General features: G+C 63.6%; 17 protein-coding genes. 11 read left to right on the top strand and 6 right to left on the bottom strand.

Annotated features, from left to right (window positions below; translation table 11 throughout):
* Positions 1 to 20 precede the first annotated feature (20 nt).
* The 4 genes from D2V17_RS19895 to D2V17_RS19880 are packed head-to-tail and all read right to left on the bottom strand — an operon-like array spanning position 21 to position 3,181.
* Positions 21 to 542, bottom strand: a complete 522-nt coding sequence (locus tag D2V17_RS19895) for a chemotaxis protein CheW (RefSeq protein ID WP_119594884.1) — start codon at positions 540 to 542, stop codon at positions 21 to 23.
* Positions 529 to 2,505, bottom strand: coding sequence for a chemotaxis protein CheA (locus D2V17_RS19890; RefSeq protein ID WP_119594883.1), 1,977 nt, complete (start codon positions 2,503 to 2,505; stop codon positions 529 to 531). Before D2V17_RS19890 ends, D2V17_RS19895 begins: the two co-directional genes overlap by 14 nt.
* Positions 2,502 to 2,870 (bottom strand): response regulator, encoded by a 369-nt coding sequence (locus D2V17_RS19885; RefSeq protein ID WP_119594882.1) that lies wholly within the window; start codon positions 2,868 to 2,870, stop codon positions 2,502 to 2,504. Before D2V17_RS19885 ends, D2V17_RS19890 begins: the two co-directional genes overlap by 4 nt.
* Positions 2,867 to 3,181, bottom strand: coding sequence for an STAS domain-containing protein (locus D2V17_RS19880; protein WP_119594881.1), 315 nt, complete (start codon positions 3,179 to 3,181; stop codon positions 2,867 to 2,869). Before D2V17_RS19880 ends, D2V17_RS19885 begins: the two co-directional genes overlap by 4 nt.
* Positions 3,182 to 4,119: 938 nt before the next feature.
* Here D2V17_RS19880 and D2V17_RS19875 point away from each other — a divergent pair.
* The 5 genes from D2V17_RS19875 to D2V17_RS19855 are packed head-to-tail and all read left to right on the top strand — an operon-like array spanning position 4,120 to position 11,423.
* On the top strand, positions 4,120 to 6,084 hold the full coding sequence (locus D2V17_RS19875; RefSeq protein ID WP_119594880.1) for a TonB-dependent receptor domain-containing protein: 1,965 nt from the start codon (positions 4,120 to 4,122) through the stop codon (positions 6,082 to 6,084).
* 4 nt (positions 6,085 to 6,088) lie between these two features.
* Positions 6,089 to 10,003, top strand: a complete 3,915-nt coding sequence (gene cobN / locus D2V17_RS19870; RefSeq protein ID WP_119594879.1) for a cobaltochelatase subunit CobN — start codon at positions 6,089 to 6,091, stop codon at positions 10,001 to 10,003.
* Complete coding sequence (locus D2V17_RS19865) at positions 9,990 to 10,466, top strand: MotA/TolQ/ExbB proton channel family protein (RefSeq protein ID WP_119594878.1); 477 nt, start codon at positions 9,990 to 9,992, stop codon at positions 10,464 to 10,466. Before cobN ends, D2V17_RS19865 begins: the two co-directional genes overlap by 14 nt.
* Positions 10,466 to 10,771, top strand: a complete 306-nt coding sequence (locus D2V17_RS19860; protein WP_119594877.1) for a DUF2149 domain-containing protein — start codon at positions 10,466 to 10,468, stop codon at positions 10,769 to 10,771. The genes D2V17_RS19865 and D2V17_RS19860 overlap by 1 nt, the downstream gene beginning before the upstream one ends.
* 43 nt (positions 10,772 to 10,814) lie before the next feature.
* Entirely contained in the window at positions 10,815 to 11,423 is a 609-nt protein-coding gene (locus D2V17_RS19855; RefSeq protein WP_191229327.1) for a DUF1826 domain-containing protein, read from the top strand.
* A 33-nt stretch (positions 11,424 to 11,456) separates the two neighbouring features.
* On the opposite strand, the gene D2V17_RS19850 is transcribed toward D2V17_RS19855, so the two are convergent.
* Positions 11,457 to 12,188 carry a TetR/AcrR family transcriptional regulator gene (locus D2V17_RS19850; protein WP_147367488.1) on the bottom strand — a complete coding sequence of 244 codons (732 nt, stop codon included), beginning with the start codon at positions 12,186 to 12,188 and terminating at the stop codon, positions 11,457 to 11,459.
* A gap of 211 nt (positions 12,189 to 12,399) precedes the next feature.
* On the opposite strand from D2V17_RS19850, the gene D2V17_RS19845 reads away from it, so the two are divergent.
* The 4 genes from D2V17_RS19845 to D2V17_RS19830 all read left to right on the top strand — a co-directional run bounded on the left by D2V17_RS19845 (position 12,400) and on the right by D2V17_RS19830 (position 17,595).
* Positions 12,400 to 13,905, top strand: coding sequence for an FAD-binding oxidoreductase (locus D2V17_RS19845; protein ID WP_245978833.1), 1,506 nt, complete (start codon positions 12,400 to 12,402; stop codon positions 13,903 to 13,905).
* Positions 13,902 to 14,315: a c-type cytochrome gene (locus tag D2V17_RS19840; RefSeq protein ID WP_119594874.1), complete on the top strand. Its 414-nt coding sequence runs from the start codon at positions 13,902 to 13,904 to the stop codon at positions 14,313 to 14,315. The genes D2V17_RS19845 and D2V17_RS19840 overlap by 4 nt, the downstream gene beginning before the upstream one ends.
* A complete protein-coding gene (locus D2V17_RS19835; RefSeq protein WP_119594873.1) occupies positions 14,312 to 14,806 on the top strand; it encodes a hypothetical protein in 495 nt (164 codons plus the stop codon). The genes D2V17_RS19840 and D2V17_RS19835 overlap by 4 nt, the downstream gene beginning before the upstream one ends.
* A gap of 257 nt (positions 14,807 to 15,063) precedes the next feature.
* On the top strand, positions 15,064 to 17,595 hold the full coding sequence (locus D2V17_RS19830) for a winged helix-turn-helix domain-containing protein (RefSeq protein ID WP_191229326.1): 2,532 nt from the start codon (positions 15,064 to 15,066) through the stop codon (positions 17,593 to 17,595).
* A 100-nt stretch (positions 17,596 to 17,695) separates the two neighbouring features.
* Here the strand turns inward: D2V17_RS19830 and D2V17_RS19825 are convergent, their stop codons facing one another.
* A complete protein-coding gene (locus D2V17_RS19825) occupies positions 17,696 to 20,029 on the bottom strand; it encodes a TonB-dependent receptor (protein WP_119594871.1) in 2,334 nt (777 codons plus the stop codon).
* 242 nt (positions 20,030 to 20,271) lie between these two features.
* On the opposite strand from D2V17_RS19825, the gene D2V17_RS19820 reads away from it, so the two are divergent.
* Positions 20,272 to 20,814, top strand: a complete 543-nt coding sequence (locus D2V17_RS19820) for a nuclear transport factor 2 family protein (RefSeq protein WP_191229325.1) — start codon at positions 20,272 to 20,274, stop codon at positions 20,812 to 20,814.
* 32 nt (positions 20,815 to 20,846) lie between these two features.
* Entirely contained in the window at positions 20,847 to 22,193 is a 1,347-nt protein-coding gene (locus D2V17_RS19815) for a spinster family MFS transporter (RefSeq protein ID WP_191229324.1), read from the top strand.
* Positions 22,194 to 22,195 lie beyond the last annotated feature (2 nt).

Here is a 22,195-nt window from a genome sequence, read left to right as displayed (position 1 = left end):
GTTGGGTGTCTTCGGGCGCGTTAGCTGCCGGCCCGTTCGAAGAAGACGGTTTCCAAAATTGTCCTGAGGTCGGGCACTATGGCCACGCCGTTTGGTCTGCGCGCGAGGTAGCGGACGTACTCGCGCCGCCAGCGCATTCCGACCATTGGCGGTTCTTCGCACTGCGAGCGGACGAAAGTCGCGACTTCGAGCACGCGGTCCGCCCAGAGGCCGAGCAGCGTGACCTCACCATCGAGCGCAAGCTCGATAACCACGATCCGGCTGTCGACCGTTTGCTCCGCCCGCTCCATCCCGAAGGCGAGCCTCAGATCGGCGACAGGAATGATTTTGCCGCGAAAATTGACGATCCGGTCCACCAGCGGCGGCGCGCCCGGAACAACCGTGTCGGTGAGGACGTCGAGGATTTCGAACACACGGATCGCCTCGATCGCGAGCACCTCACCGGATAGCTCGAAGGTCAGCACTTCGACCTCGCCGCGCTCGCTCCAGGCGATGCCGTGAGCTTCGGTTGCGCCGACATCGGCAAGGTCAGCCAACTGCATGGATTTTCTCCTCGGTGTCGACGCTCTGCCCCATGGCGACCAGCTGCCCGACGTCGAGGATCAGGGCGACGTTGCCGTCGCCAAGGATCGTCGCGCCCGAGAAGGTGGCAATGCCGCTGTGGAAGGCCGAGAGCGACTTGATGACGGTCTGGTGGTTGCCGATGATCTGATCGACCACGAGGCCGACCCGTTCGTTGCCGATGGCGACGATCACGATCTTCTGATGTGTATCGGGCTTGGTTCCGGTGGCGAACAGCTCGCGCAACCGCAGGAACGGAACCAGCCGGTCGCGCAGGTTGATGAGGCTGCGCCCGCGCGAACGGAAATCCTCTTCAAGCGAAAGCTCGATGCATTCCTCCACCGCCGCCAGCGGGATCACGTAGGACCCGTTGCCGACCCGCACCAGCAGGCCCTGAATGATGGCAAGCGTCAGCGGGATGCGCAGGGTGATGGTGGAGCCTTCGCCCTCGGTGCTGGCAACGTCGATCGAACCGCGCAGGCTCTCGATGGTGCGCTTGACCACGTCCATCCCCACGCCCCGGCCCGACAGGTTCGTCACCTGCGCCGCCGTGGAAAATCCGGGGTGGAAGATGAGGCTGAGCAGTTCGCTTTCTGACAGCACCTGGCCCGGCTGGATCAGGCCGTTGGCATCCGCTTTGGCGCGCACACGCTCGCGGTCGATGCCCCGGCCATCGTCGCGGATGGTGATGAGGACTTCGCCGCTCGCCTGATGGGCTGACAGGCGGACGGTGCCGGTTTCCGGCTTGCCGGCCGCAGCGCGTTCGGCGGCAGTTTCCAGCCCGTGATCGCAGCTGTTGCGGATGATGTGGACAAGGGGATCGAACAATCGCTCGATCACCGTCTTGTCGACCTCGGTGCTTTCGCCTTCGGTGACCAGCGCGATCTGCTTGCCGGTGTCGTTCGCCAGATCGTGGACCAGACGGCGGAAGCGGCTGAACAGCGATGCGACCGGCACCATGCGCACGACCATCATGGTATCGCGCAGCTCGTTCGCCAGCCGCTCGATCTCTTCGGATACCGACCGCAGCACCAGATCGTCCCCGTCGTGAGCCAGTTGGGACAAGCGGCTTTGTGCGATGACGAGTTCGCCCACGCGGTCCATCAGTTCATCGAGCCGCTCGGCAGGTACGCGGACGCTTTCGCCTGCCTTTGCAGCAGAAGCGGCAGCAGCGCTGGACGGTGCGCCGGCCTGCGGGGTGTCGGCAACCGGAGAGGTCGCCACGGCGCAGGAGTCGGCCTCGGCCGTGTCGTCGGAAGTCTCATCGCCGAGCGGCTCAAGCTCCAGCGTCATGTCATCCATGACGAAGATGAACACGTCCTCGATATCCTCGCGGCTGATGTCTCCGATAAGGGTGACATCCCAGCCGATATGGCACTGCGTTGCCACAAGATCGGGCAGGGGCGGGATCTCGTCCGTGCGGGCAACGATATGCGCCTCACCCAGATCGCGTAGCTCGTCGAGCAGCATGAGGGGATTGGTGCCGTTTGCCATCGCGTCGGCGGGGAGGCGAAAGAACAGCCGCCAGCCTTGGCGGTCTGCCCCCGGCTCTGCCACCGGCGGTTCGGCGCCCGATGCACTCTCCAGCGCATGCTGGAGGCGCGCGAGGATAGCCTCGCCATCGGCGTCAGGAGCATCCCCCTCGACCAGCGCGCGCATGTGGTCCTGTGCGGAGAGGATCACGGCAACGAGTTCGGCGGTGGCGGGCACTTGCCCCTTGCGCACCCGATCGAAGGCGGTTTCGCAATGGTGGGTGAAGGCCGCCAGAGCGTCGAAGCCGAACATGGCGCCCGAGCCCTTGAGTGTGTGGAGGCCGCGGAAAACCGCGTTGATCAGGTCCATATCGGCAAGGCTGTGACCGAGGTCGAGCAGGCCTTGTTCAACCTGTTCGAGCAGCTCGCCAGCCTCGATACGGAAGGCTGCGGCGGGATCCTCGGCGTTCACCGTCCGAGCACCTTCTGTGCGACCTTGACCAGCTGTTCCGGTACGAACGGCTTGACCAGCCACCCGGTTGCGCCAGCCGCCTTCGCTTGCGACTTCATGTCGGCATCGGATTCGGTTGTCAGGAAGATGATCGGAATGCCTGCCTGCGCGGGTTGCTTGCGCAATTCGCGGATCATGGTCAGCCCGTCCATGTTGGGCATGTTGAGATCGGTCACGATCATGTCGAACCTGCTTGCTTCGGCCTTGGCCAGCCCTTCGACCCCGTCGCCCGCTTCCTGCACGGAATAGCCGGCGCCAGTGAGCGCGATACGGATAGCCATGCGGATGCTGGGCGAATCGTCGACAGTAAGAATGGAAGCGGTCATTGGGGGCTTTCTCCGTGGAACCAGAAGTCGACATCCGCAGGGGAGGGGTCGGTGGTGAATCCCGCTCGGTCGAGCACGCTGCGCAGCGCCCCGTGAGCAGGCTGTGACAAAGAGAGGGTCTTGCCGGTATCGGCCGCATGGATGCGGGCTGCCGAGATCGCCTGAAGAGCCGCCAGATCGAGCTCTTCGCACTCAGTCAGATCGAGTTCGACGGAACTGAAATTTGTGATGTCGGCCAGGAGTTGGTCAGCGAAAGCGGAAACGGTACGAACGTTCAGGGCGCAGGGCGCCCCAAGCGATTTATCAGCCATGAAATGTGCCCCCGAGTGTTCTGCACTCAGACTCGCTGGCTCTGGTTATTTTACCATTTACGCTGACATATCCACGGATAGGTAGGCGCGCCCGCAGGTTTGTTTATATCGGTGTTAGTTAATGCGCTCCGGCACCTCGATGACGTGGCCACGCAGGCCTGCGATGGAACCGCAATTCCCGAATTATAGTGTTGACGGATAACATGAAAATGTTGCCGCGTGCGCTGCGGAAGACGAGGCGGATTCAGGCCGATGGCGCTTCGAAGGGAACGTCGCGGTGTGGTGGCCGATGACGGGATTTCGCCAATAATCTGACCTTTAAGTTCAATGCTCGGTGGGCTGGAGTATTGATAAATACTGCGTACCCATTTGGAACATAATCAGGTCGGTCTTCACCACTCGCTGGACAGTTGCGAGCAGGGCGATGGATCCATCATGATGACCTGATCGCGTCGAGCGCTCAGGTTCGGACGTGGTTCTGAAGTTGGCGCAGTATACCTGTTGTATGGTCAGGCATCATTGATCGAGCGCGAGGCCGGAGCGCTCTTTGCGAAGTCTTTCTCATGATCGGAAAAGTCTCTCTGTTCTGACACTGCGATATCCGGCCACGCTCGCTTCAAAATTGCCGTTTGGTTGACTGACGACAACCGCGAAAGGCCGCAATCCTCTCCTGGCTGCGAAAGCCCGGCGGCCTCCGCTGTCAAACGGGTTCTGCATTTACCTGCCCCAGTATGGCGATTCGCTCCGCTGCGGCGGAGGCCACGGAGATCGCGACACGTGTTCCCGGTGGCGTAGCATAGACAGACAAACGTGTTGCGCCGCATAAATGACACAGTATATCGTATCACGAATCATAACCCCGTCGGCTCTTTGCCTCCCTCGCATCCGCGCTGGCGGTGCGAAGGAAGGTCTGTGTCGGGCCGACATTAAGGAACCCAATGCCAAGGCTACGCTATCTCGTCCCGCTTCTCGTTGTCGGCGCTCATGCGGCGCAGGCAGAGGAAACAACCGCCGGTGCATCCCTTCGCGCCGAGCGGGAGAAGGTGCTCGACGGCTCCACCATTGTCGTGACCGCATCGCAGTTCCCGCAGGAAATCCGGCAGGCGCCGGCCACCATGTCGGTGGTGACGGGCGAGCAGCTGCGCCGCCGCCCGGTGCAGGATCTGGCCGAAATGCTGGAGGACGAGCCCGGCGTGCAGATCAATGGCGTGGGCATGACCCGGCGCGGCATATCGATCCGCGGCATGTCGGACGAGCATGTCCTGACGCTGGTCGATGGCCAGCGCATCAACGATGCCAGCGCCAATATGGCTCATGTCGATTTCAGCCTCGGCTGGGTGCCGAGCATTGCGATCGACCGGGTTGAAGTGGTGCGCGGTCCGCTATCGGCACTGTATGGCTCCGAAGCGCTGGCGGGCGTCGTCAATGTCATGACCCGCCGCCCGCAGGATCGGATCGAGGCGAGCGCGTTGGCAATGCAGGGCTTTCGTGACGGCGCGGGCGGCAACAGCACGCAGCTCGCCGCTTTGCTCGGCGGACCGGTGGCAGAGGGGCTCGGCGTCGTGGCCTGGGGCGAATATCGCCGCCGCGACCGCACCCAGAGCGAGGAAGACCCGCTGCTGAGCGAACTTGAGGCGCGCGATGCCCTGAGCGGGAGCGTCATTGCCTGGTGGGATGTGGCCGCTGGGCACCGGATCGAGATCGGCCAGATGGCCAGCGACGACGATCGCGCACGCGATGCCGTTACCACCGGCAGAGCACCCATCTACTACGCGTATCAGGATCACATCACCCGCGCGCGGACGCAGGCGCGCTACAACGGAGCTTTTAACTGGGGCGATGTTCAGCTGGGCGCCTACCGTTCGGTGCTCGAACGGGTGAACGAACGCGACCGCGATCAGACACCGACCGCGCCGACCAAGGCAATCGAAGCAGTTGTGGATGGCCGTGTGAGCGTGGTTCCGGTCGCCGGCAACCGGCTCACCTTCGGGGCGGAGCATCGCAACGAGAAGCTGGAGGATGTCACCATCAACGCCGCCGGGCAGGACAGCGTCGATCATGACGCGCTGTTCGTGCAGGACGAATGGGAGATCACCAAGGGCGCGACCCTGACCCTGGGCAGCCGGTTCGATCATCACCCGGCCTATGGCTGGGAGGTGAGCCCTCGGGCCTATCTGGTCGTGGAGCCCGTCCCCGGCCTGACCCTGCGCGGCGGGTTTGGCGAGGCCTTCAAGGCGGCAACGCTCAAGCAGCTTTCGCCCGGATATATCACGGTCGCGGCAGGCGGTCGGTTCATTATCACCGGCAATCCCGACCTGAAGCCCGAAACCAGCACGGCCTACGAAGTGGGCGCGCTCTATCACGGCGAAAACTGGAACGTCGGGGTGACGCTGTTCCAGAACGATCTCGATAATCTGGTCCAGACCGAATGCGTGGAAAGCTGCGGCATTCGCGGGCAGGAACGCCGCACCTACCTCAATGTCGAGGCAGCGCGCATCCGGGGCATCGAAGCGAGCGCGGAGGTCCGGCCGATCGAGGCGCTGACCCTGTCGGCCAGCTACAGCTATGTCGACGCGCGCAATATTACCGAGGACGAAGACCTCGCCGAGCGCCCCGACCACACCGCGAAGCTTCGCCTGGCGTGGGAGGTGGGCGAGGCCACGAGCGTCAGCCTGCGCGGGCGCTATATCGGCAAGCAGACCGTCTTTGCCAACAGCGCGCCGGTGCGGCTCGATGCCTACAGCCTGTGGGGCCTCGATGCGAGCCATGCCGTGACCGACCGGCTGACGCTCAAGGCCGGGGTCGACAACATCTTCAACAAGCGCCTTGCCGACAGCTCCGCGCTCTACTCCCTGGCCGAGCCCGGCCGGGTGGTCTTCGTCGGACTGGGCGTGGCGCTTTAGGCGGATGCGGCACCTGCTATTCGTGGTCCTGCTGCTCCTGCTGCCATCCTCGCTGGTGGCGCAGGAGCCGTCCGGCGCAGCGGCGAGCGCGCCTCTGGTCCGGATCGTGACGACACGGTTCGTGCTGCCGGGCAAGTTCCGTCCGATGAAGGAGTGGGCGCACGAGGCCGGGGTGCGGCTCGACTGGCGCTATGTCGACGAGGCCGAGGACCGGCAGGGCCTTGCCGATGGCGCGGCGCTGCTGGTGCTCGACGGGCCGCGCCCCGGCGACATGGCACAGGTCAAGGCGGCGCTCGGCTCGCTTGACGCGCTGAGCATGCCGTGGATCGCGGTCGGCGGCGGGCCTCCCGCCTTCGGCAACCTTTCGCCCGCGCAGGCGCGCCGCCTGATCGCCTACTACGCCGGGGGAGGAGAGACCAATCTCAGGCTGTTCGTGGCCGCCGCGGCCCGCATCGTCGCGGGCGGCGAGCTGAACGACCTGCCGCCGGCGCAGGCTATTGCGCAGGCAGGCTTCTACCATCCCGATGCCCCCGCGCCATTCGCCTCGGCGCAGGCCTATCGTCACTGGATCGCCGCGCAGGGCTGGCAGGACCGGCCACTGGCGGCGGTCGCCATCTCGGACGGAGTTCTGCGCGATATGCAGACGCAGGTCGTCGACGCGCTGGCGCGCAGCATGGCCGATCATGGCCTGATGCCCGCGTTCTTCTGGTACGATCGCAGCGACGCGCAGGCGATCACGCAGATGGTTGCGCCGCTGGCTCCCGTGGCGCTGGTCAACTTCACCCACATGCAGGATGGTGACGCGCGCAAGGCCGAGTTCGAGGCGCTCGATATCCCGGTGTTGCAGGCGCTGGGTGAACGCGGAGCAACGCTGGCGCAGTGGCGAGAGGGCACCAGCGGCGCCGATGGCATGTCTTCGGCGGTGATGATTACCGTGCCCGAAACCTGGGGCGTGTCCGATCCGGTCGTCGTCAGCGTAGTGGAAGATGGTGAGCCGGTGCCCATTCCCGAGCAGCTCGACCTCTTGTCGGGGAAGATCGCAAGGCTGGCCGCGCTGCGCCGCAAAGCGCCCGAGGACAAGGCGCTGGCGCTGTTCTTCTGGAATTACCCGCAGGGCGAAAGCGGGCTTGCCGCCTCCAATCTCAACCTGCCAGATAGCCTTGCCAGACTTTCAGGCGACCTGCTGACCGCCGGTTACGATGTCACGCCGGTCACCGGGCAGCAGATCATCGCGGACGGGCAGGCGATGCTCGGCGGGTTCTACCGGCCCGAGACCCTTCCTGAACTGGCGCGGCGCGGGCTGGCGGCGACCCTGCCGCTGGCGGTGTACAAGGCGTGGTTTGCGACCCTGCCGCCGCTGCGTCAGGCCGAGATGCTCGCCAGCTGGGGGATGCCTGACGAGGCCGCCGGACTGGTCGACGGCAATTTCCTGATCCCCCGGCTGCAACTCGGCAAACTCGCCATCCTGCCGCAGCCGCCACGCGCGACAGGCAGGGCGGGATCGTACCACGATAAGGCGTTGCCGCCCGATCACCGCTATATGGCGACCTATCTGTGGGTGCGCGAAAGACAGCGGGCCGACGCCATTATCCACATGGGCACGCACGGGACACAGGAGTGGACTCCGGGCAAGGACCGGGGCCTCTGGGCCGGAGACTATCCGTTCCTGCTGCTGGGCGACGTGCCGGTGTTCTATCCCTACATTCAGGACAATGTCGCCGAAGCGGTGCAGGCGCGCAGGCGCGGACGCGCGGTCACGGTCAGCCACCAGACGCCTGCCTTCGCGCCCTCCGGACTCTATGACGAACTGCGCGACATCCACGCCCTGATCCACGAATATGCGCAGCTTGAGGCAGGGCCTGTGCGCGACAATGTCGCCACGTCCATTCTCGCTGCGGCGAGCGCTGCCCATCTCAATGCCGACATGGACTGGAGCGATGCCGCAATCGCGCAGGATTTCGAGGGCTACTATGCGCAGTTGCACGACCATCTGCACCAGCTGGCGCGAAGCTCGGTGCCGCTGGGGCTGCATACCTTCGGCGAACCGGCAAGGGCGGACCGCCGGCTGACCACGGTGATGCAGCAGTTGGGGGCGGACTATCTTGCCGCGCTCGGGCGCGATCCGCAGGAGGCCTTCGCCGAGAGCTTCGACGCAATCCGCCAGAGCGAGCCCTATCGCGTACTGCATCGCTATCTGCACGAGGGGGAGGACATTGGCGCGATTGCCGATCCGGCGCTGCGCGAACAGATCGAACTGGCCCGGACCTATGACCGCAACCTTGCCACGCCCGGCGAGACCGAGGCGCTGCTGGCCGGTCTTGCCGGACGGTTCGTGCGCGCCGGGGCAGGGGGCGATCCGGTGCGCACCCCCGAGGTGGCGAGCGGGCGCAATCTCTATGCCTTCGAAGCATATAAGGTTCCGGCGCAGGCGGCCTATGAGGAAGGGGGCAGGGCGCTCGACGATCTGATTGCGGCCTACAAGGTGAAGCACGATGGCGCCTTGCCGGAGAAGCTCGCCTTCTCGGTCTTTTCGGGCGAAACGATCCGCACGCTCGGCATTGGCGAGGGGCAGATCCTGCACGCGCTGGGTCTGCGCCCGGTGTGGGATCGCGGCGGCCGCGTGACGCAGCTGGAGATCGTCCCGCTCGCCGAACTGGGGCGTCCGCGGATCGACGTGGTGATGCAGCCGACCAGCGTCTATCGCGATCAGTTCGATGTGTTCCTGCGCTTGCTGGCCGAAGGCATCGACCGGATTGCCGATCTCGGCGAAGACAGCGGACCGGCCGCCGGTTCGCGAACCCTTGAGCGTGCGCTGCTGGAGCGCGGATACGATGCCTCGCAGGCGCGGGCGCTGTCGCGCTTGCGCATCTTTACCAATGCGCCCGGTGACTATGGCAGCGGTCTGCCCGATGCCATTGGCCGGGGCAGCGCCGAACCGCAGATGGGCTGGCGGGATGAGGCCGATCTGGCCGAACCGTGGCTGGCGCGGATGCAATATGCCTATGGCGCACGCGACTGGGGCCTGAAGCTCGATGACGTCAACCTGTTCGCCGAACAGCTGCGCGACGTCGATGCCGCCGTGATGAGCCGGTCTTCCAACCTCCATGGCCTGATTTCGACCGATCATCCGTTCGAATATCTGGGCGGGATCTCGCTCGCGGTGCGCCATCTGACTGGCCGTTCGCCCGATCTCTTCGTCACCGACATGCGCGGGGGCGAGGCGCGCATGGCCAGCGCGGGGCAGTTCCTCTCCGACGAACTGCGGGTGCGCTATCTCAATCCGCACTGGATCGGCGAAATGCAGCAGGAGGGCTATGCCGGGGCCAATGCCATGCTGGGCGTGGTCAACAACCTGTGGGGCTGGCAGGTGGCCGATCCGGGCAGCGTGCGCGCCGACCAGTGGCAGGCCATGCACGATACCTATGTCCGCGATGTGCGCGGGCTCGGGCTCAACCGCTTTTTCGAAAGCCTGCATCCCGACGCGCAGTTGCAGATCGTCGAACGCATGCAGGAAGCGATTGCGCGCGACTACTGGCAGGCCGACGAGGCCACGCGCCGCTCGCTGGCGGAACGACTGACGCAGCTTCAGGCCGTGATTGCTGCGGACGAGGCCGCCGGACAGGGCGCGGAGAGCCGCGGTTTTGGCCTTGCCGGCACCGCACCATCGGCGGCGCGGGCGGGGGCCTTCGCGCAGCCAGCAGCCGTTGCTCCGCCGCCGCCTGCCGAGCCTGCCACTGCGCCTGCGATGGGCCGGATCATGCAGCGTCAGGATCTTACCCAAGCCGTGCCCGAGCGGCTGGCTTCTGCCCGGATGCCCGCGCTGCTGGCGCTGCTCTTGTTCTTTGTTCTTGGCGTGTTGCTCCAGCTTCGCGAGCGCCACGCCGCCAGCCTCAGGAAATTTGCCGATGCTCGCGCTTGAAGCGACCCTTTACGATGTCTCCCGCCTGTTTCTTGTGCCCGTGATCGTGCTGATCCTGCTGTCGCTGGCCTTTGCCCTTGTCAGCCTCGGGCGGTTTGCGGTGGAGGGGGCTGGCCGCCTGCGGGGGCGGCCCGGCACACCGCTGACGCAGCATCAGCGCGCAACCGGATGCGCGGGCGACGATCTCGAACTGGTCATCGTGCGGCGGCTCGAATGGCTGCGGATTGTCTCGCGCAGTGCGCCCATGCTGGGCCTTGTCGCCACGATGATCCCGATGGGGCCGGCCCTGCTGGCCCTGGGCAGCAATGACGGGGCCACGCTGGGCCAGAACCTCGTCGTCGCCTTCTCGTCGGTTATCCTGGCGCTGATCGCCGCCTCGATATCCTTCCTCGTTTACACCATCCGGCGGCGCTGGCTGCTGGAAGAGTTGCGCGCGATTGAAATCGCCGGGACGGCCGCCTGATGCGTTTTGTCGAGGATGACGAGGCGGACGATCCGATCCTCTCCGTGGTCAATCTGGTGGACCTGTTTCTGGTCATTTCGGCCATTCTGATGGTCCTGATCGTTCGCAACCCGCTCAACCCGTTCCAGTCCGAACGGGTGGTTGTGGTGGAGAATCCGGGCGAGGAGGACATGACCATCACGATCAGGGACGGCGAAAAGCTGGAGCGCTACACCGCGAGCGACCAGATGGGCGAGGGCGGCGGGACCAAGGCAGGCACGACCTACCGCCTGCCCAATGGAGATCTGGTCTATGTGCCGGAATAGTGGCTCCGTCCGCAGTAGCTTACCCCGCGCTGGAGATGACCGAATGACCGTAAGGCAGCCTGATCGCGAGGCCCCGGCGGACGGGTTTGTTCGGCATGGAGCTGTCCCGGACATATTGGCCGCCATCCACGATCCGGCGGTGCAGCTTGCGCTCTGGCAGCGCCCGCGTCCGGCAGCGCTCGACTGGCTCGACCGGCTGAACTGGGATGAGATCGCCGACATCGATGCCGCGATAGACGGGCCGGATTATCACGCCTCGCTGCACCTGTTGCTGCGCGATGCCGGCTATCCGCGGACACTGCCAGCCGATCATCTGATGGACGAGATTGCCGCGCTCGCATCGCGGTTTGCGGGGGTGATGGCCTGCCAGAAACTCCGCCTGCGGCTGGAAGTGATCGAGACCGATGCCTGCCGCAAGTTTCACATGGACTATGTGCAGACCCGCCTGCTGATGCCGCTTGTGGGGCCCGGCACCCAATGGATTGACCGGAGCAGCGGCGAGAACCCGCCTGTCCATCAGCTTGCCGCGGGAGAGGTGGCAATTTTCAAAGGGCGGCTGTTGGTCGATCAACCGGCAATCTTGCATCGTTCGCCGCCAATCGCGGGTTCAGGGCAAAGGCGATTGTTGCTTGTCCTCGACCCCGCAGATTAGCGACCGGGTGCCGCTGCGGGAGGTATGACGGCTCTATCCCGATGGCTCTTTCGCCGCTTCGTCGCCATCGCAGGGAGGGGCGACCAGGGCTTCCACCAGAAAGTGAACGGTCGGGGTGATCGCGTTGCGAATGGCCATATAGTCTTCGTCGCCTGAAGCGAGGTCCAGCCGCTGGGCCAGATTGGACAGTCGTGTACTGAATGCCTGCAAATGCAGCGTCGTGCCCAGCACCGCGTTCAGGCGCCAATGAAATTCCTGCCTGGGCAAGTGGTCGCACAGATTATGGAGGCGGCGCACGAATTCGCGGCTCATCTCCGTCATGATCTCGTTGGAGATCGCGCGTACGGCGGGCGCGGGATCGGAACTGACCCGAATATAAAACTGCTGCATCAGGCTGCGTTCTGCATCGCTGCCGCCGAAGATGTCGATGAAGGGATCGAAATGGGCGCGCAGCAGGGCGGCGATGCGCTCCTTGTTGCCTGGGTGGGTGCGGTTGAACTCGTCCAGCGCGGCGTAGCGCGCCAGTCGGGCATCGACCAGCGGCTGGAGCTGCAATGCGCAGATATCCCGCACCAGACCATCCTTGTTGCCCCAGTGATAATGGAGGGTGCCAAGGGTTGCGCCTGCCTCCTTCGCGACATCGCGGATGGTCATTCCGTCATAGCCGTGAGCAGCGAAAAGCCGCGTCGCCGCATCGAGAAAGGCCTCTTTGGACTTGGGCATCTTGCGCGCTGGCCGATCCCGATTTGCCGCAGATTTGGTCACTGAATTTCCTGTTCTATCCGGTGGAAGTTGACATAATTCGTACGTACGTACTAATTCAAGGGAAAACACGGCGGCGATGTGCAGCTGGCTGATGAGCACCTGTGCGGTGTCTCGCCCGCCTGCCTGCACGCGCAAAGTCCGACTTTGGGAGAATGCGTGCGTGGAACTGATCTTGCCTCAAGGCCATTCGGAGCGGTCTTATCACAATGCGTTGACTGCCTTTTCCGCCGTTGTCGGCCAGGAATGGGTGCTGGCGACAGACAGCGACCGGGATACCTACATGGATGCCTATGCGCTCGGTGACGGGCGCAACCGTGCGCCCGGAGCGGCCGTGGCACCGGCATCGCGCGAGGAGGTGCAGGCCATCGTGCGGCTCGCCAATGAGCATCGCGTGCCCCTGTGGCCGGTGGGGCGGGGCAAGAATCTCGGCTACGGCGGCACCTCCACGGTCGTCCCCGGCACGGTGGTGCTGGATATGGGGCGGATGAACCGTATTCTCGAAGTCGATGAAAAGCACGCCTATTGCGTCATCGAACCGGGCGTGGGGTTCTTCGATCTCTACAACTATCTCAAGGACAACAACATCCCGCTGTGGATGGCCGTGCCGGGCAATGCGTGGGGGAGTGTCATCGGCAACGCGCTGGAGCGCGGGATCGGCTACACGGCCTACGGCGACAACGCAGAGCAGCTTTGCGGGCTGGAAGTCGTCATGCCGGACGGTGATCTGCTCCGCACCGGGCTGGGGGCGCTGGAAGGCAGCAAGGGCAGCTATCACTACAAATATGGCTATGGTCCGTCGTGGGATCAGATGTTCATGCAGTCGAACTTCGGGATCGTCACCCAGGCAGGTGTCTGGCTGCAGCCGGAACCGCAGATGTCGGCCAAGGCCAGCATCACCTTGCCGCAGTTTGCCGACATCGGCTGGGCCATCGACAAGCTGGGCGATTTGCGCCGGCGCGATGTCATCCGCCACAACTTCGTGTTCGGCAATTTCATGCATGAAGCCGCCGTCTATTCCCAGCGCAGCGACTGGTACGATGGTGAAGGCGCGATGCCCGATGAGGTCGCGCAGAAGATCATCGACAAATATGGCATGGGCTGGTGGAGCTTCCGCCTGAATGTCGCCGGTGGGCCGGGCATGGTGGAAGCGCATATGAAGGAGATCTCCGACGCGCTTGAGCCCCAGCTCGATTACAAGCTGGACTGGACCACCTGGCAGCAGGGCGATCCGATAGAGCGGTCCGCACGCGGAATTCCCAGCGTTACGGCGCTGCAAATCGTCAACTGGCATGGCGGGCGCGGCGGGCACATCGGTTTCTCTCCGGTCATGCCGCAGGATGGCGAACTGGCGCTGGCACAGGCGACCCGGATGAAGGCGCGGTTCGAGGAATATGGGCTGGACTATTACACCTCCTTCACCATGGGCCGTCGCCACATCAACAATGTGAACCTGATCCTCTATGACCGCGACAATGTGGACATGGTCACGCGTTCGCGCGGTCTGTTCACTGCCCTGATCGAGGATTCGGCGGCGAACGGCTACGGCGAATACCGCACCCATATCGACTTCATGGAGCCGGTGGCCAAAAGCTATGGCTTCAACAATCAGGCCCAGCTTCGCTTCAACGAGAAGGTCAAGCAGGCGCTCGATCCCAACGGTGTAATCGCGCCGGGGAAATACGGTATCGGCACGTTGAATGGGGGAGTGGAAGCATGACGCGCCTTGCAACTGCGCGGGCTCTGGCGGGCTGCCTCTTTCTCTCGTCCTGCGGAACAGGTGCCGACCAGCCAGAAGCTGCCGCCCCGGCGGATGCCGCGCCAGCCAGCCCGGAACAGGCCCTCTTCCTGCAGAAATGCGGCATCTGCCACAGCCAGGGCGGAACCGGCACCATGATGCTGGCACGCCGTCTTGGGGACGAGAAGTCGCTGCTGGCAGAGCGTGAGGATCTGACGCCGGAATATATCGCGGCGGTGGTTCGCCATGGCCTGAACTCGATGCCGCCCATCACCCGCGTCGAACTGACCGATGCGCAATTGAGCGATGTCAGCCTCTATCTCACGGGCAAGCCGCTGATGCTGGACGCTGCCGCGCAGACCGGCGCTGGCGCCGAAGGAGAAGAACCATGATTGCCCGCCGCGAACTGCTGAAATCGGGTGCCGCACTGGGCGCGGCGGCGGCTGCCGGCGGGGCCATGTCCGCTCCGGCATCGGCAGTCGGCAGGCCCGCCTTCGGTTTCTACGACGCGCAGCTGGAAGACGGTCAGCGCTTTGCCCTTCTGGCGCGCCAGCTTGGCATGACAAGCCGGGATAGCGGACGAGACATGGCCTCCATTCTGTATGGCGACATGCGCGATTGGGCCGAGCATCGCGATACGCTGTTCCTCGGCCTGACACGCTACGCCGATTTCTCCGTCGCCGCGGGGATTGCGCGCGAACGTGGCCGCTCCATGGTTCTGGCTGTGCAGCGCAGGGCGGATGGAAATGGCCTGCGCTGGCTTCGCGGTGATGAGCGGGCGCTGGAAAGGGTCGCCGTGCGGCATCGCCTGCAAGCCTCTTACCTGCGCGAGCCGCAGCGGATTGTGGCCACAGCGGGCAGTGTTGTGTGGGCAATCGCCTGAACATGAAGGCCCACCGCGCTATCGTAGCGGTGGGCGAACCGATCACTCGAAAGACACTGCCCGGTCAGAGGCGGGTTTTCGGCGTGTGACCGAAAGAGAGAGGGGATATGTGCAAGTCGCTATCCGTTTCGCCAACGCCAGCCGGGCTGGCCTCGTGGCAACCTGTTAAGCGCAAGCGCCTGCAACCTTTTTGCGAGGCGGCCAGCTGCGCACGCATAACCCTGCTTCGCGCGCCGGCTGGTTATGGCAAGACCACCTTGCTGGAGGAATGGAAAGGCCGGTTCCTGCAAAGCGGAGGGCTTGTGCTCTCATTCGCCCTGTCGCGGCGGGACAGGGACGGTGGCGCGTTCCGGCAGAACCTCGTGGTGGCGGCGCGACGGGCTGGCTGGCGGGGCGATCGTTGGCCCGATGTCGCCGATACTGCGTTCGTGTGCGCGTTCTATGACGACCTGGTCAGGCAGGCGGATGGTCCGGTTTTCCTGATGCTTGACGATGCGCATCACGCGCCGGAGCCCTTTCTGAGGGACATGGCGGAACTGGCCCCCGATCAGGTGCATCTGATCGTGGCCAGCCGCGAGCGGCTGTCTTTGCCGCTGGCCCGCCTGCGAACGCTGGAGCAACTGGTGGAACTGGGGCCGGAAGACCTGCGGCTGGACGCCGAGGAATGCGGCCGGTTGTACCGGTTGGCGGCCGATGGTCAACTGGCCGGGCGGGAATGGGCGCAGCTGGTCGAAAAAGCGGAAGGCTGGCCCGTTGGATTGAAGGTCGCCCTCAGGGATCTGCCGAGCGGCAAGGGGAGCCGTCTGAGTGGCCGGCATGTGGATCTTGCGGCCTATTTCGAAGAGGAGGTGCTGAACCGCCTGTCTGCGCAGGAGCGCCGGTTTCTGACCACGATTGCCATCCTGCCGCGCCTGTCGGGCGAGCTGTGCCGTTATGTCAGTGCCGATGAGCAGGCGGAACAAATGCTCTACAAGCTTCATTCCGACGGCGTTTTCCTCTCGGCCATGGATGCGGAGCATCGCTGGATGCGGCTGCACGGTCTGCTCGCCGAACATTTGCGCTCCCGGATTGCCTCGCTCGGGCAGAGCGAAAAGGTGTTGCATCTGCGGGCCTGCGATTGGTTCGAGGCGAGGGGCATGACGCAGGATGCCTTCGATCATGCCCACGCCGCCGGCGATATGCAGCGGGCGGGTGCAATTCTGCTGGCCGGTTATCGCGACCTGTTTGCGAGCTGGCGCTACACCCAGTTTCTGGAGATGGCAGAGCGCCTGCCAAGGGCCGTTGTGGAGCAGCTGCCTGAGCTGGCGGTCGCCATGGCATGGCCGCTTTCGGTGCGCCGGCAATGGGCTCATGCCGGTGCGCTGATCGAAGGCGCACGCAAAAGTCTGGCCGCACTAGCGGGCAAGGAGGGCACCGCCAGCCCCGGCTACCGGCAATTGTCCTTCGCCATCGCGCACAGCGAAATGGTGCGGACGAAGTACTGCGGCCACAACTACATGGCCGAGCGCCAGTGCCGGGAGCTGATTGACGGATATCCCGATGGTGATCCGTTCACGCTTGGGGTTGTCTATACGTCGCTGATGCTGGTGCGTTGCGCCAACTATCACCTCAAGGGCGTGGAGGAGACCAATAGCCAGGCTCTCGAACAATATCGCGTTGCAGGGATCACTGGTCCCAACGCGTTCCACGTCAAGACTTACGCGCATTATCTCGGGATGGTGGGGCGTACGGATGAAGCGCTGGAGGTGTTGTCTCAGGCGCTGGAGGAAGGCATCGCCCGTGGGTACGGCAAGCGCTTCGGCTCGTTGATAGCCATCCCTCTGGCGGCGCTTCGGTATCGTTGCGGTCAGGTGAGGGAGGCTGACAGCCTGTTGTCTCACTATCGCGAGGAAGCGGAACACTCCAATCTCATCGATGTGAGCACGCAGTACTGGGTCACGCGTGCGTCAATCGCCTGGCACAAGGGCGACCGCGCCCATGCACATTATATCCTCGGCAAGGCGTGGTTCTGTGCCGAAGCGCAAGGGTCCGATCGGTTCAAGGCGACCATTGCCTGCGAACGGATCCGCCTGCTGCTGGCCTCAGGCCAGCCGGATGTGGCGGGGCAGGTCGGCAGCGATCTTGGCTTGCCCGACGACAGCAAGTCGCTGATGCCGGAAAGCGATGGTGCGCAGGTGAACGGCCTGCGGGCGATGGCCTGGGCGAGCCTCGCCCTCGCACAAGGACGCCTTCCCGACGCGATCCGTGTCGCGTCCGCATGGAGCACGTTCACTATGCGCGCCATGGCCGTGGCCGACAGCATCGGCTGGCAGCTGTTGCTGAGCCGGGCGCAGTGGCTGAGCGGAGACCACCGCGCGGCGCAGCGAAGCATCCGCAGCACACTTGCCGATGCAGCGCAGGCAGGTTTGTTGCAGACGGTGCTGGATGAAGGCCCGATAGTCGGCAGGCTGGTGGCCGAGGAGTGCCGCCGCAACCGTGGCGAGGAAGGCAGGGAGCAGTCTTTCCGCGCCGCTCTGATGGCCGAAATCAGCCGCCTTATGGGTGACAGGCTTGCCACGGATAAACAAAGCGAGATCCCCGATGGCCGGATTTGCGAGGCACTGACCCGCAAGGAACTGGAAATCCTGTCCATGATTGGTTCGGGCAAACGCAATGTGGATGTGGCTGGCAAGGTCGGCATCTCGGAAGGGTCCGTGAAATGGTACCTGCAACGGATTTACGACAAGATGGGAGTGCGCAAACGTTCGATTGCGGTGGAACGCGCCAGACAGCTCGGCTGGATGCACTGATCCTATAACATGGCGCTGCGGCCTGATTTGCGAGACAAAGGGGAAAGCCGCAGAAGCCTGTCAGGCGTTCCGTGGCTTTCCCCTTGCGGCCCTTCTGCCTTCAGAAGTCGCGCTTGAGCGTCAGCGACCATTCGCGCGGACGTGACGGCTGGCCGGTGTAGGTATGTCCGCCAGCCTGAATGAACCGGTTCACATAATAGAACTCGTTGAACAGGTTGGTGATGCCCAATGCCAGGCTCCAGTCTTCATTCGGGCTATCATAGGTGATGCGCGCGTTGGCGAGCGCATAGCCCGGCTCCACCGCAAGGGCATTGTTGGTGTATTCGTTGAAAATCTTCGACTGATAGTAGAGGTCGAAGCGGGGGGTAATCGCTCCGAACCCGTCGATGTCGAAGGTGTACTGTGCGCCGAGGCTGAACTTCCATTCGGGCGTGCCGGGCGCCTTGCTGTCGAGCGTGGGCCCGCCGCTCACGCCGTCTGCTGCACCCAGATCGTTGATTTTGAAATCGGTGTAGCTGCCCGATGTTTCGATGGTGAAACCGGGGGCGGGGTAAAGCGTCAGTTCGGCTTCGATGCCCTGAATGGTCGCGCTGCCGACATTGGCGATGATAATGCTGGGGTTGTTCAGATTGTCCATGCCGTTCGCGCTGAGCTGCATGTTCGTGTAGTCGCTGTAGTAGGCCGCAAGATTGAGGCGCACGAGCCGGTCGAAGAATTCGCTCTTCAGTCCGATTTCATAGGCGTCCAGTGTTTCCGGGCCAAACGGGACGGCCGCCGCCGGGGTGAAGGGGCGGGGGTTGATGCCGCCACCTTTGAAACCCGTCGAATACTGGGCGTAGGTCATCAGGTCGTTCGTCCACTGATAGTCCGCGCCCAGCTTGTAATCGAAGCGGTCGAACGTGGCCTCGGGCGCGGTGAAGGCGCCGCCAGCGAAGAACGGTGTGCCCGAAGGCTGATTGGTCCGATCGAAGCGGTAGCTTTTGGATTCGTCGGAATAGCGCAGGCCCGCTGTCAGGCTGAGCCGGTCGCTCGGATGGGCAATGACATGGACGAAGGCGGACTTGTTCTTGCCCTCGATCTGGTCGTTCTGATCGAAGACGATCCCGTTCGCGCCCGACGCGGGGAGCGATACCCCGCCGCCGATCTTCGCCTTGGATTCGAAATAGAACGCGCCGGTCGTCCATTCCAGCAGGCCATCGAGCGCTTCGCCTTGCAGCCGCAGCTCCTGCGTGAACTGGCGGAACGATACGTTGTTATCCGTCAGCGCCAGCGGCAGCGGTGAGTTGTCCGCATTCTGCGTGAAGCGGCCGGAGAACCTTTGGTGCGCGGTGATGGAGCGCAACACCATGGAATCGCTGAGGTCCAGCTTGACCTCGCCGGAAAAGCTGTCCGAATTCATGGTGTTGGTGGCAGGCACCTGGCGTCCGTTGCTCAGATCCCGGAAGCTGGCATAGGTGACGTAGGGATCGGTGGCGAAGCGGGTATCGAAGGGAATCCCGTAGGTCGGAACCAGCTTGTTGGCGTTGTAGGTGTTGAGGGCGGCAGTCGGCCTGATGGTAATCAGCGAGTCTGCGGCGCCTTCGGAACTGTCGCGCATGATTTCCGCGGTAAGGTTGACTTCAAGCGGGGCATCCGGGGTCCAGCGCAAGGCGGCCCGGCCAGCGCGCACGCTTTCCCCGCCGAGCGTACCGACCTTGCAGTCGCCGGAGGTCACGGTCGGTTGCACGTTGCCGGCCTGATCCGGGTGGGCGCAGGCAAAATCGACCCGGTCGACATAGCCATCGCGCTGCTTCGATGCAGCCGACACGCGCAGGGCCAGCGTGTCGTCGATCAGCGGCAGGTTGACCATGCCACGCAGGTCCAGCCGCTCATAGCTGCCATAGGTGCCCTGAACCGATGCTTCGAGGTCATTGGTCGGCTTTTGCGAGATCAGCCTGACCGCGCCGCCGATGGAGTTCTTGCCGAACAGCGTTCCCTGCGGGCCGCGCAGGATTTCCACGCGTTGCAGGTCAAGCAGGTCGAACACCGAACCGAACAGCGAGGCATGATAGACGTCGTCCACATAGAAGCCGACGGCGGGCTCCAGTGCGAAGTTGAAGTCCGACTGGCCGATGCCGCGGATATAGGCCTGCGTCGATTTGCCGTAGCCGGCGCTGGCCATGCGCAAGGTCACGCTGGGGACGGAACGTCCGACGTCGGCGACATTGCCAAGGCTGCGGCTTTCCAGCGCATCACTGGAGAGGGCGGTGATGGCCAGCGGTGTTTCCTGCAGGTTGGTTTCCCGAAACTCTGCCGAAACAATGATGACGTTCTCGTTATTGGCAGTGTTTGCTGCCGCAGCGTCTCCATCCTGGGCCTGCACCGGGGATGCGGCTGCAATCACCAGCGACGATACCCCTGAAACAAACGCCAGCTTCCTCTTGCCAACAGACATTTCTGCTCTCCTCCACGTTCGATTTTTTTTGGCTTGGCGCAGCCGCGATAGGCGGGGGGCAGGAGGCAGCCACCTATCTTTTCGTATAGTTTGACGCGGCCACGCCCGCCGTTTTGGCAGACTTACTGACCGAAAAGATGGGTGAGCCCCTGTGTGAGCGCGCCTTAGGACATTGCCGGATCGTAAAACCTGCCGGGCGGCCTCACGGCCCCGGAGATATATGCCAAGGGATGAGGCGAGGAATGGGGCAGCCAGCAAGCGAACTCAACTGGTCAGCAGCCGAAGCGGAGCCGGTCGATCTGGCCGACAGGATGGCGGTTCTGGACAGTCTTGCCCGTTATTCCTGGGCAATCGATACAGGCAGCCTCGAAGAATACCTCGACTGCTTTACGAGCGATGGGATCTTGCGCCACCCGTTGCGCGACGGATCACCCGGAGAGGCTCGCGGGCGTGACGGCATTCGGGCGTTCCTGGGCAAGGGTTTTGCGAACCGCCCGTTTCAGACCTATGCGCACCAGCACCAGTTTTCATCCGTTCTGATGAAAAATGAAGGCAATCTCATTCGGTTGAAGAGCTATTGCATCGTCTTTCGCCACGAGTTCCACCGTCAGTACTGGCCATCGGGGCCTTCCCGAAGGATGGGGACCTGGCATGGCCTTTTTCAGAATGACGGAAATATCTGGAAACTGAAGGAACTGGATGTGCATATGTGGCTGGATTCCGTCTTCGGGATCGGCAGCGCCCTGACCGACCGGGGTGCGGGCATGCCGGGAACACTGGGATGAGCCGGGGCGCGGCGCCGGATGGTGTTGAGGCGATGGAAACTCCTGACACGCCGAGCCCGAAGCGGGCCTACCCGACCTGGCTTGTCATCCTGCTCATCCTTGTTTCGACTTCGAGTTTCATCGACCGGGTTATCGTTGCGACATTGGGGCCGTCGATCAAGGCGGATCTGGGGATAAGCGACGGCCAGTTCGGCCTCCTTACCGGCCTTGGCTTCGCCTTGCTCTATGCGACTTTCGGGGTGCCGCTGGCGCGTCTGGCCGACCGTGGCAACCGTGTCTCGCTGATGGCAATTGCCACGGCGGTATGGTCTCTCATGACAGCGGCAAGCGGCATGGCTGCCAACTTCGTGCAATTGCTGCTGCTGCGGGTAGGCGTGGGCGTGGGCGAAGCGGCGGCCAGCCCTTGCACGGTTTCGCTGATTGGCGACTCTTTCCCTCGCGAAAAGCGTGCCTCTGCTCTGGCGATTGTGGCGCTGGGTTCATCGCTCGGGTCGCTCGTCGGCGGTTTCGGCGGAGGCTGGCTTGGCGAACATGTGGGATGGCGGGAGGCCTTTGTCATCGTTGGCCTGCCCGGCCTCCTGCTGGCGGCGCTGATCCACTTCACCCTGAAGGAGCCTCCCAGAGGCCAGTTCGAGGCGGGTGCCCGGTTCGGGCCGGAAACGCCGCCATTTTCCGCGGTGCTCAAAAAGATCGTGAGCTGCCGGGCCTTCCTGTTCATGAGCCTTGGCTGTGCCATGACCAGCTTCGTCAACTTTGGCGTGCTGATGTTCCTGCCCATTTACCTTGGCCGGGCCTTTGCCATGAGCATGACCGAGGCCGGTCTGATCTTCGGCATCGTTACGAGCGTTTCCAATGCCATAGGCACCTTGATCGGCGGCTATGGAGCGGATTGGGCGGGGCGCCGGGATATTCGCTGGTATGCCTGGTTGCCGGGTATCTGCGTGCTGATTACCGCTCCGCTCTACATCATCGGGCTGATGCAGGACGATTGGCTGATTGCCATGCCCATCATCACCTGTGCGGCGGTGTTCGTGTTTACATTCTACGCCCCCACCTTCGCCGCGACGCAGAATATGGTGCAGCCCAGGATGAGGGCATCAGCCTCTGCCGTGCTGATCTTCTTTCAGAACGTTGTCGGCATGGGGCTGGGACCTTTGTTTGTTGGCATGATGAGCGATTTCCTTGCTGCCCGGCGCTATGGCGATGGCCGCAGCTATCAGGCGGACTGTGTGGATCAGGCGGGAGCGCTGGCGCACGGGTGCGATCTTGCGGCCACTTCTGGCATTCAGACCGCGATGATCTCTTGTGTGTTGTTCCTGAGCTTGGCCTCGCTGAGCTACTTCATGGCCGCGCGGACAATCAGGCGCGATTTCATTTAGCT

This window comes from Aurantiacibacter xanthus, from assembly GCF_003584015.1.
In the GTDB taxonomy this organism is placed as follows: Bacteria; Pseudomonadota; Alphaproteobacteria; order Sphingomonadales; family Sphingomonadaceae; genus Alteraurantiacibacter; species Alteraurantiacibacter xanthus.
This window is presented reverse-complemented; position numbering and strand designations above follow the sequence as displayed.

Coding starts and splice junctions, on each gene's coding strand:
- D2V17_RS19895 (WP_119594884.1), bottom strand. CDS start 542: ATGCAGTTGGCTGACCTTGCCGATGTCGGCGCAACCGAAGCTCACGGC.
- D2V17_RS19885 (WP_119594882.1), bottom strand. CDS start 2,870: ATGACCGCTTCCATTCTTACTGTCGACGATTCGCCCAGCATCCGCATG.
- D2V17_RS19880 (WP_119594881.1), bottom strand. CDS start 3,181: ATGGCTGATAAATCGCTTGGGGCGCCCTGCGCCCTGAACGTTCGTACC.
- D2V17_RS19875 (WP_119594880.1), top strand. CDS start 4,120: ATGCCAAGGCTACGCTATCTCGTCCCGCTTCTCGTTGTCGGCGCTCAT.
- cobN (WP_119594879.1), top strand. CDS start 6,089: ATGCGGCACCTGCTATTCGTGGTCCTGCTGCTCCTGCTGCCATCCTCG.
- D2V17_RS19865 (WP_119594878.1), top strand. CDS start 9,990: ATGCTCGCGCTTGAAGCGACCCTTTACGATGTCTCCCGCCTGTTTCTT.
- D2V17_RS19860 (WP_119594877.1), top strand. CDS start 10,466: ATGCGTTTTGTCGAGGATGACGAGGCGGACGATCCGATCCTCTCCGTG.
- D2V17_RS19855 (WP_191229327.1), top strand. CDS start 10,815: ATGACCGTAAGGCAGCCTGATCGCGAGGCCCCGGCGGACGGGTTTGTT.
- D2V17_RS19840 (WP_119594874.1), top strand. CDS start 13,902: ATGACGCGCCTTGCAACTGCGCGGGCTCTGGCGGGCTGCCTCTTTCTC.
- D2V17_RS19835 (WP_119594873.1), top strand. CDS start 14,312: ATGATTGCCCGCCGCGAACTGCTGAAATCGGGTGCCGCACTGGGCGCG.
- D2V17_RS19825 (WP_119594871.1), bottom strand. CDS start 20,029: ATGTCTGTTGGCAAGAGGAAGCTGGCGTTTGTTTCAGGGGTATCGTCG.
- D2V17_RS19820 (WP_191229325.1), top strand. CDS start 20,272: ATGGGGCAGCCAGCAAGCGAACTCAACTGGTCAGCAGCCGAAGCGGAG.
- D2V17_RS19815 (WP_191229324.1), top strand. CDS start 20,847: ATGGAAACTCCTGACACGCCGAGCCCGAAGCGGGCCTACCCGACCTGG.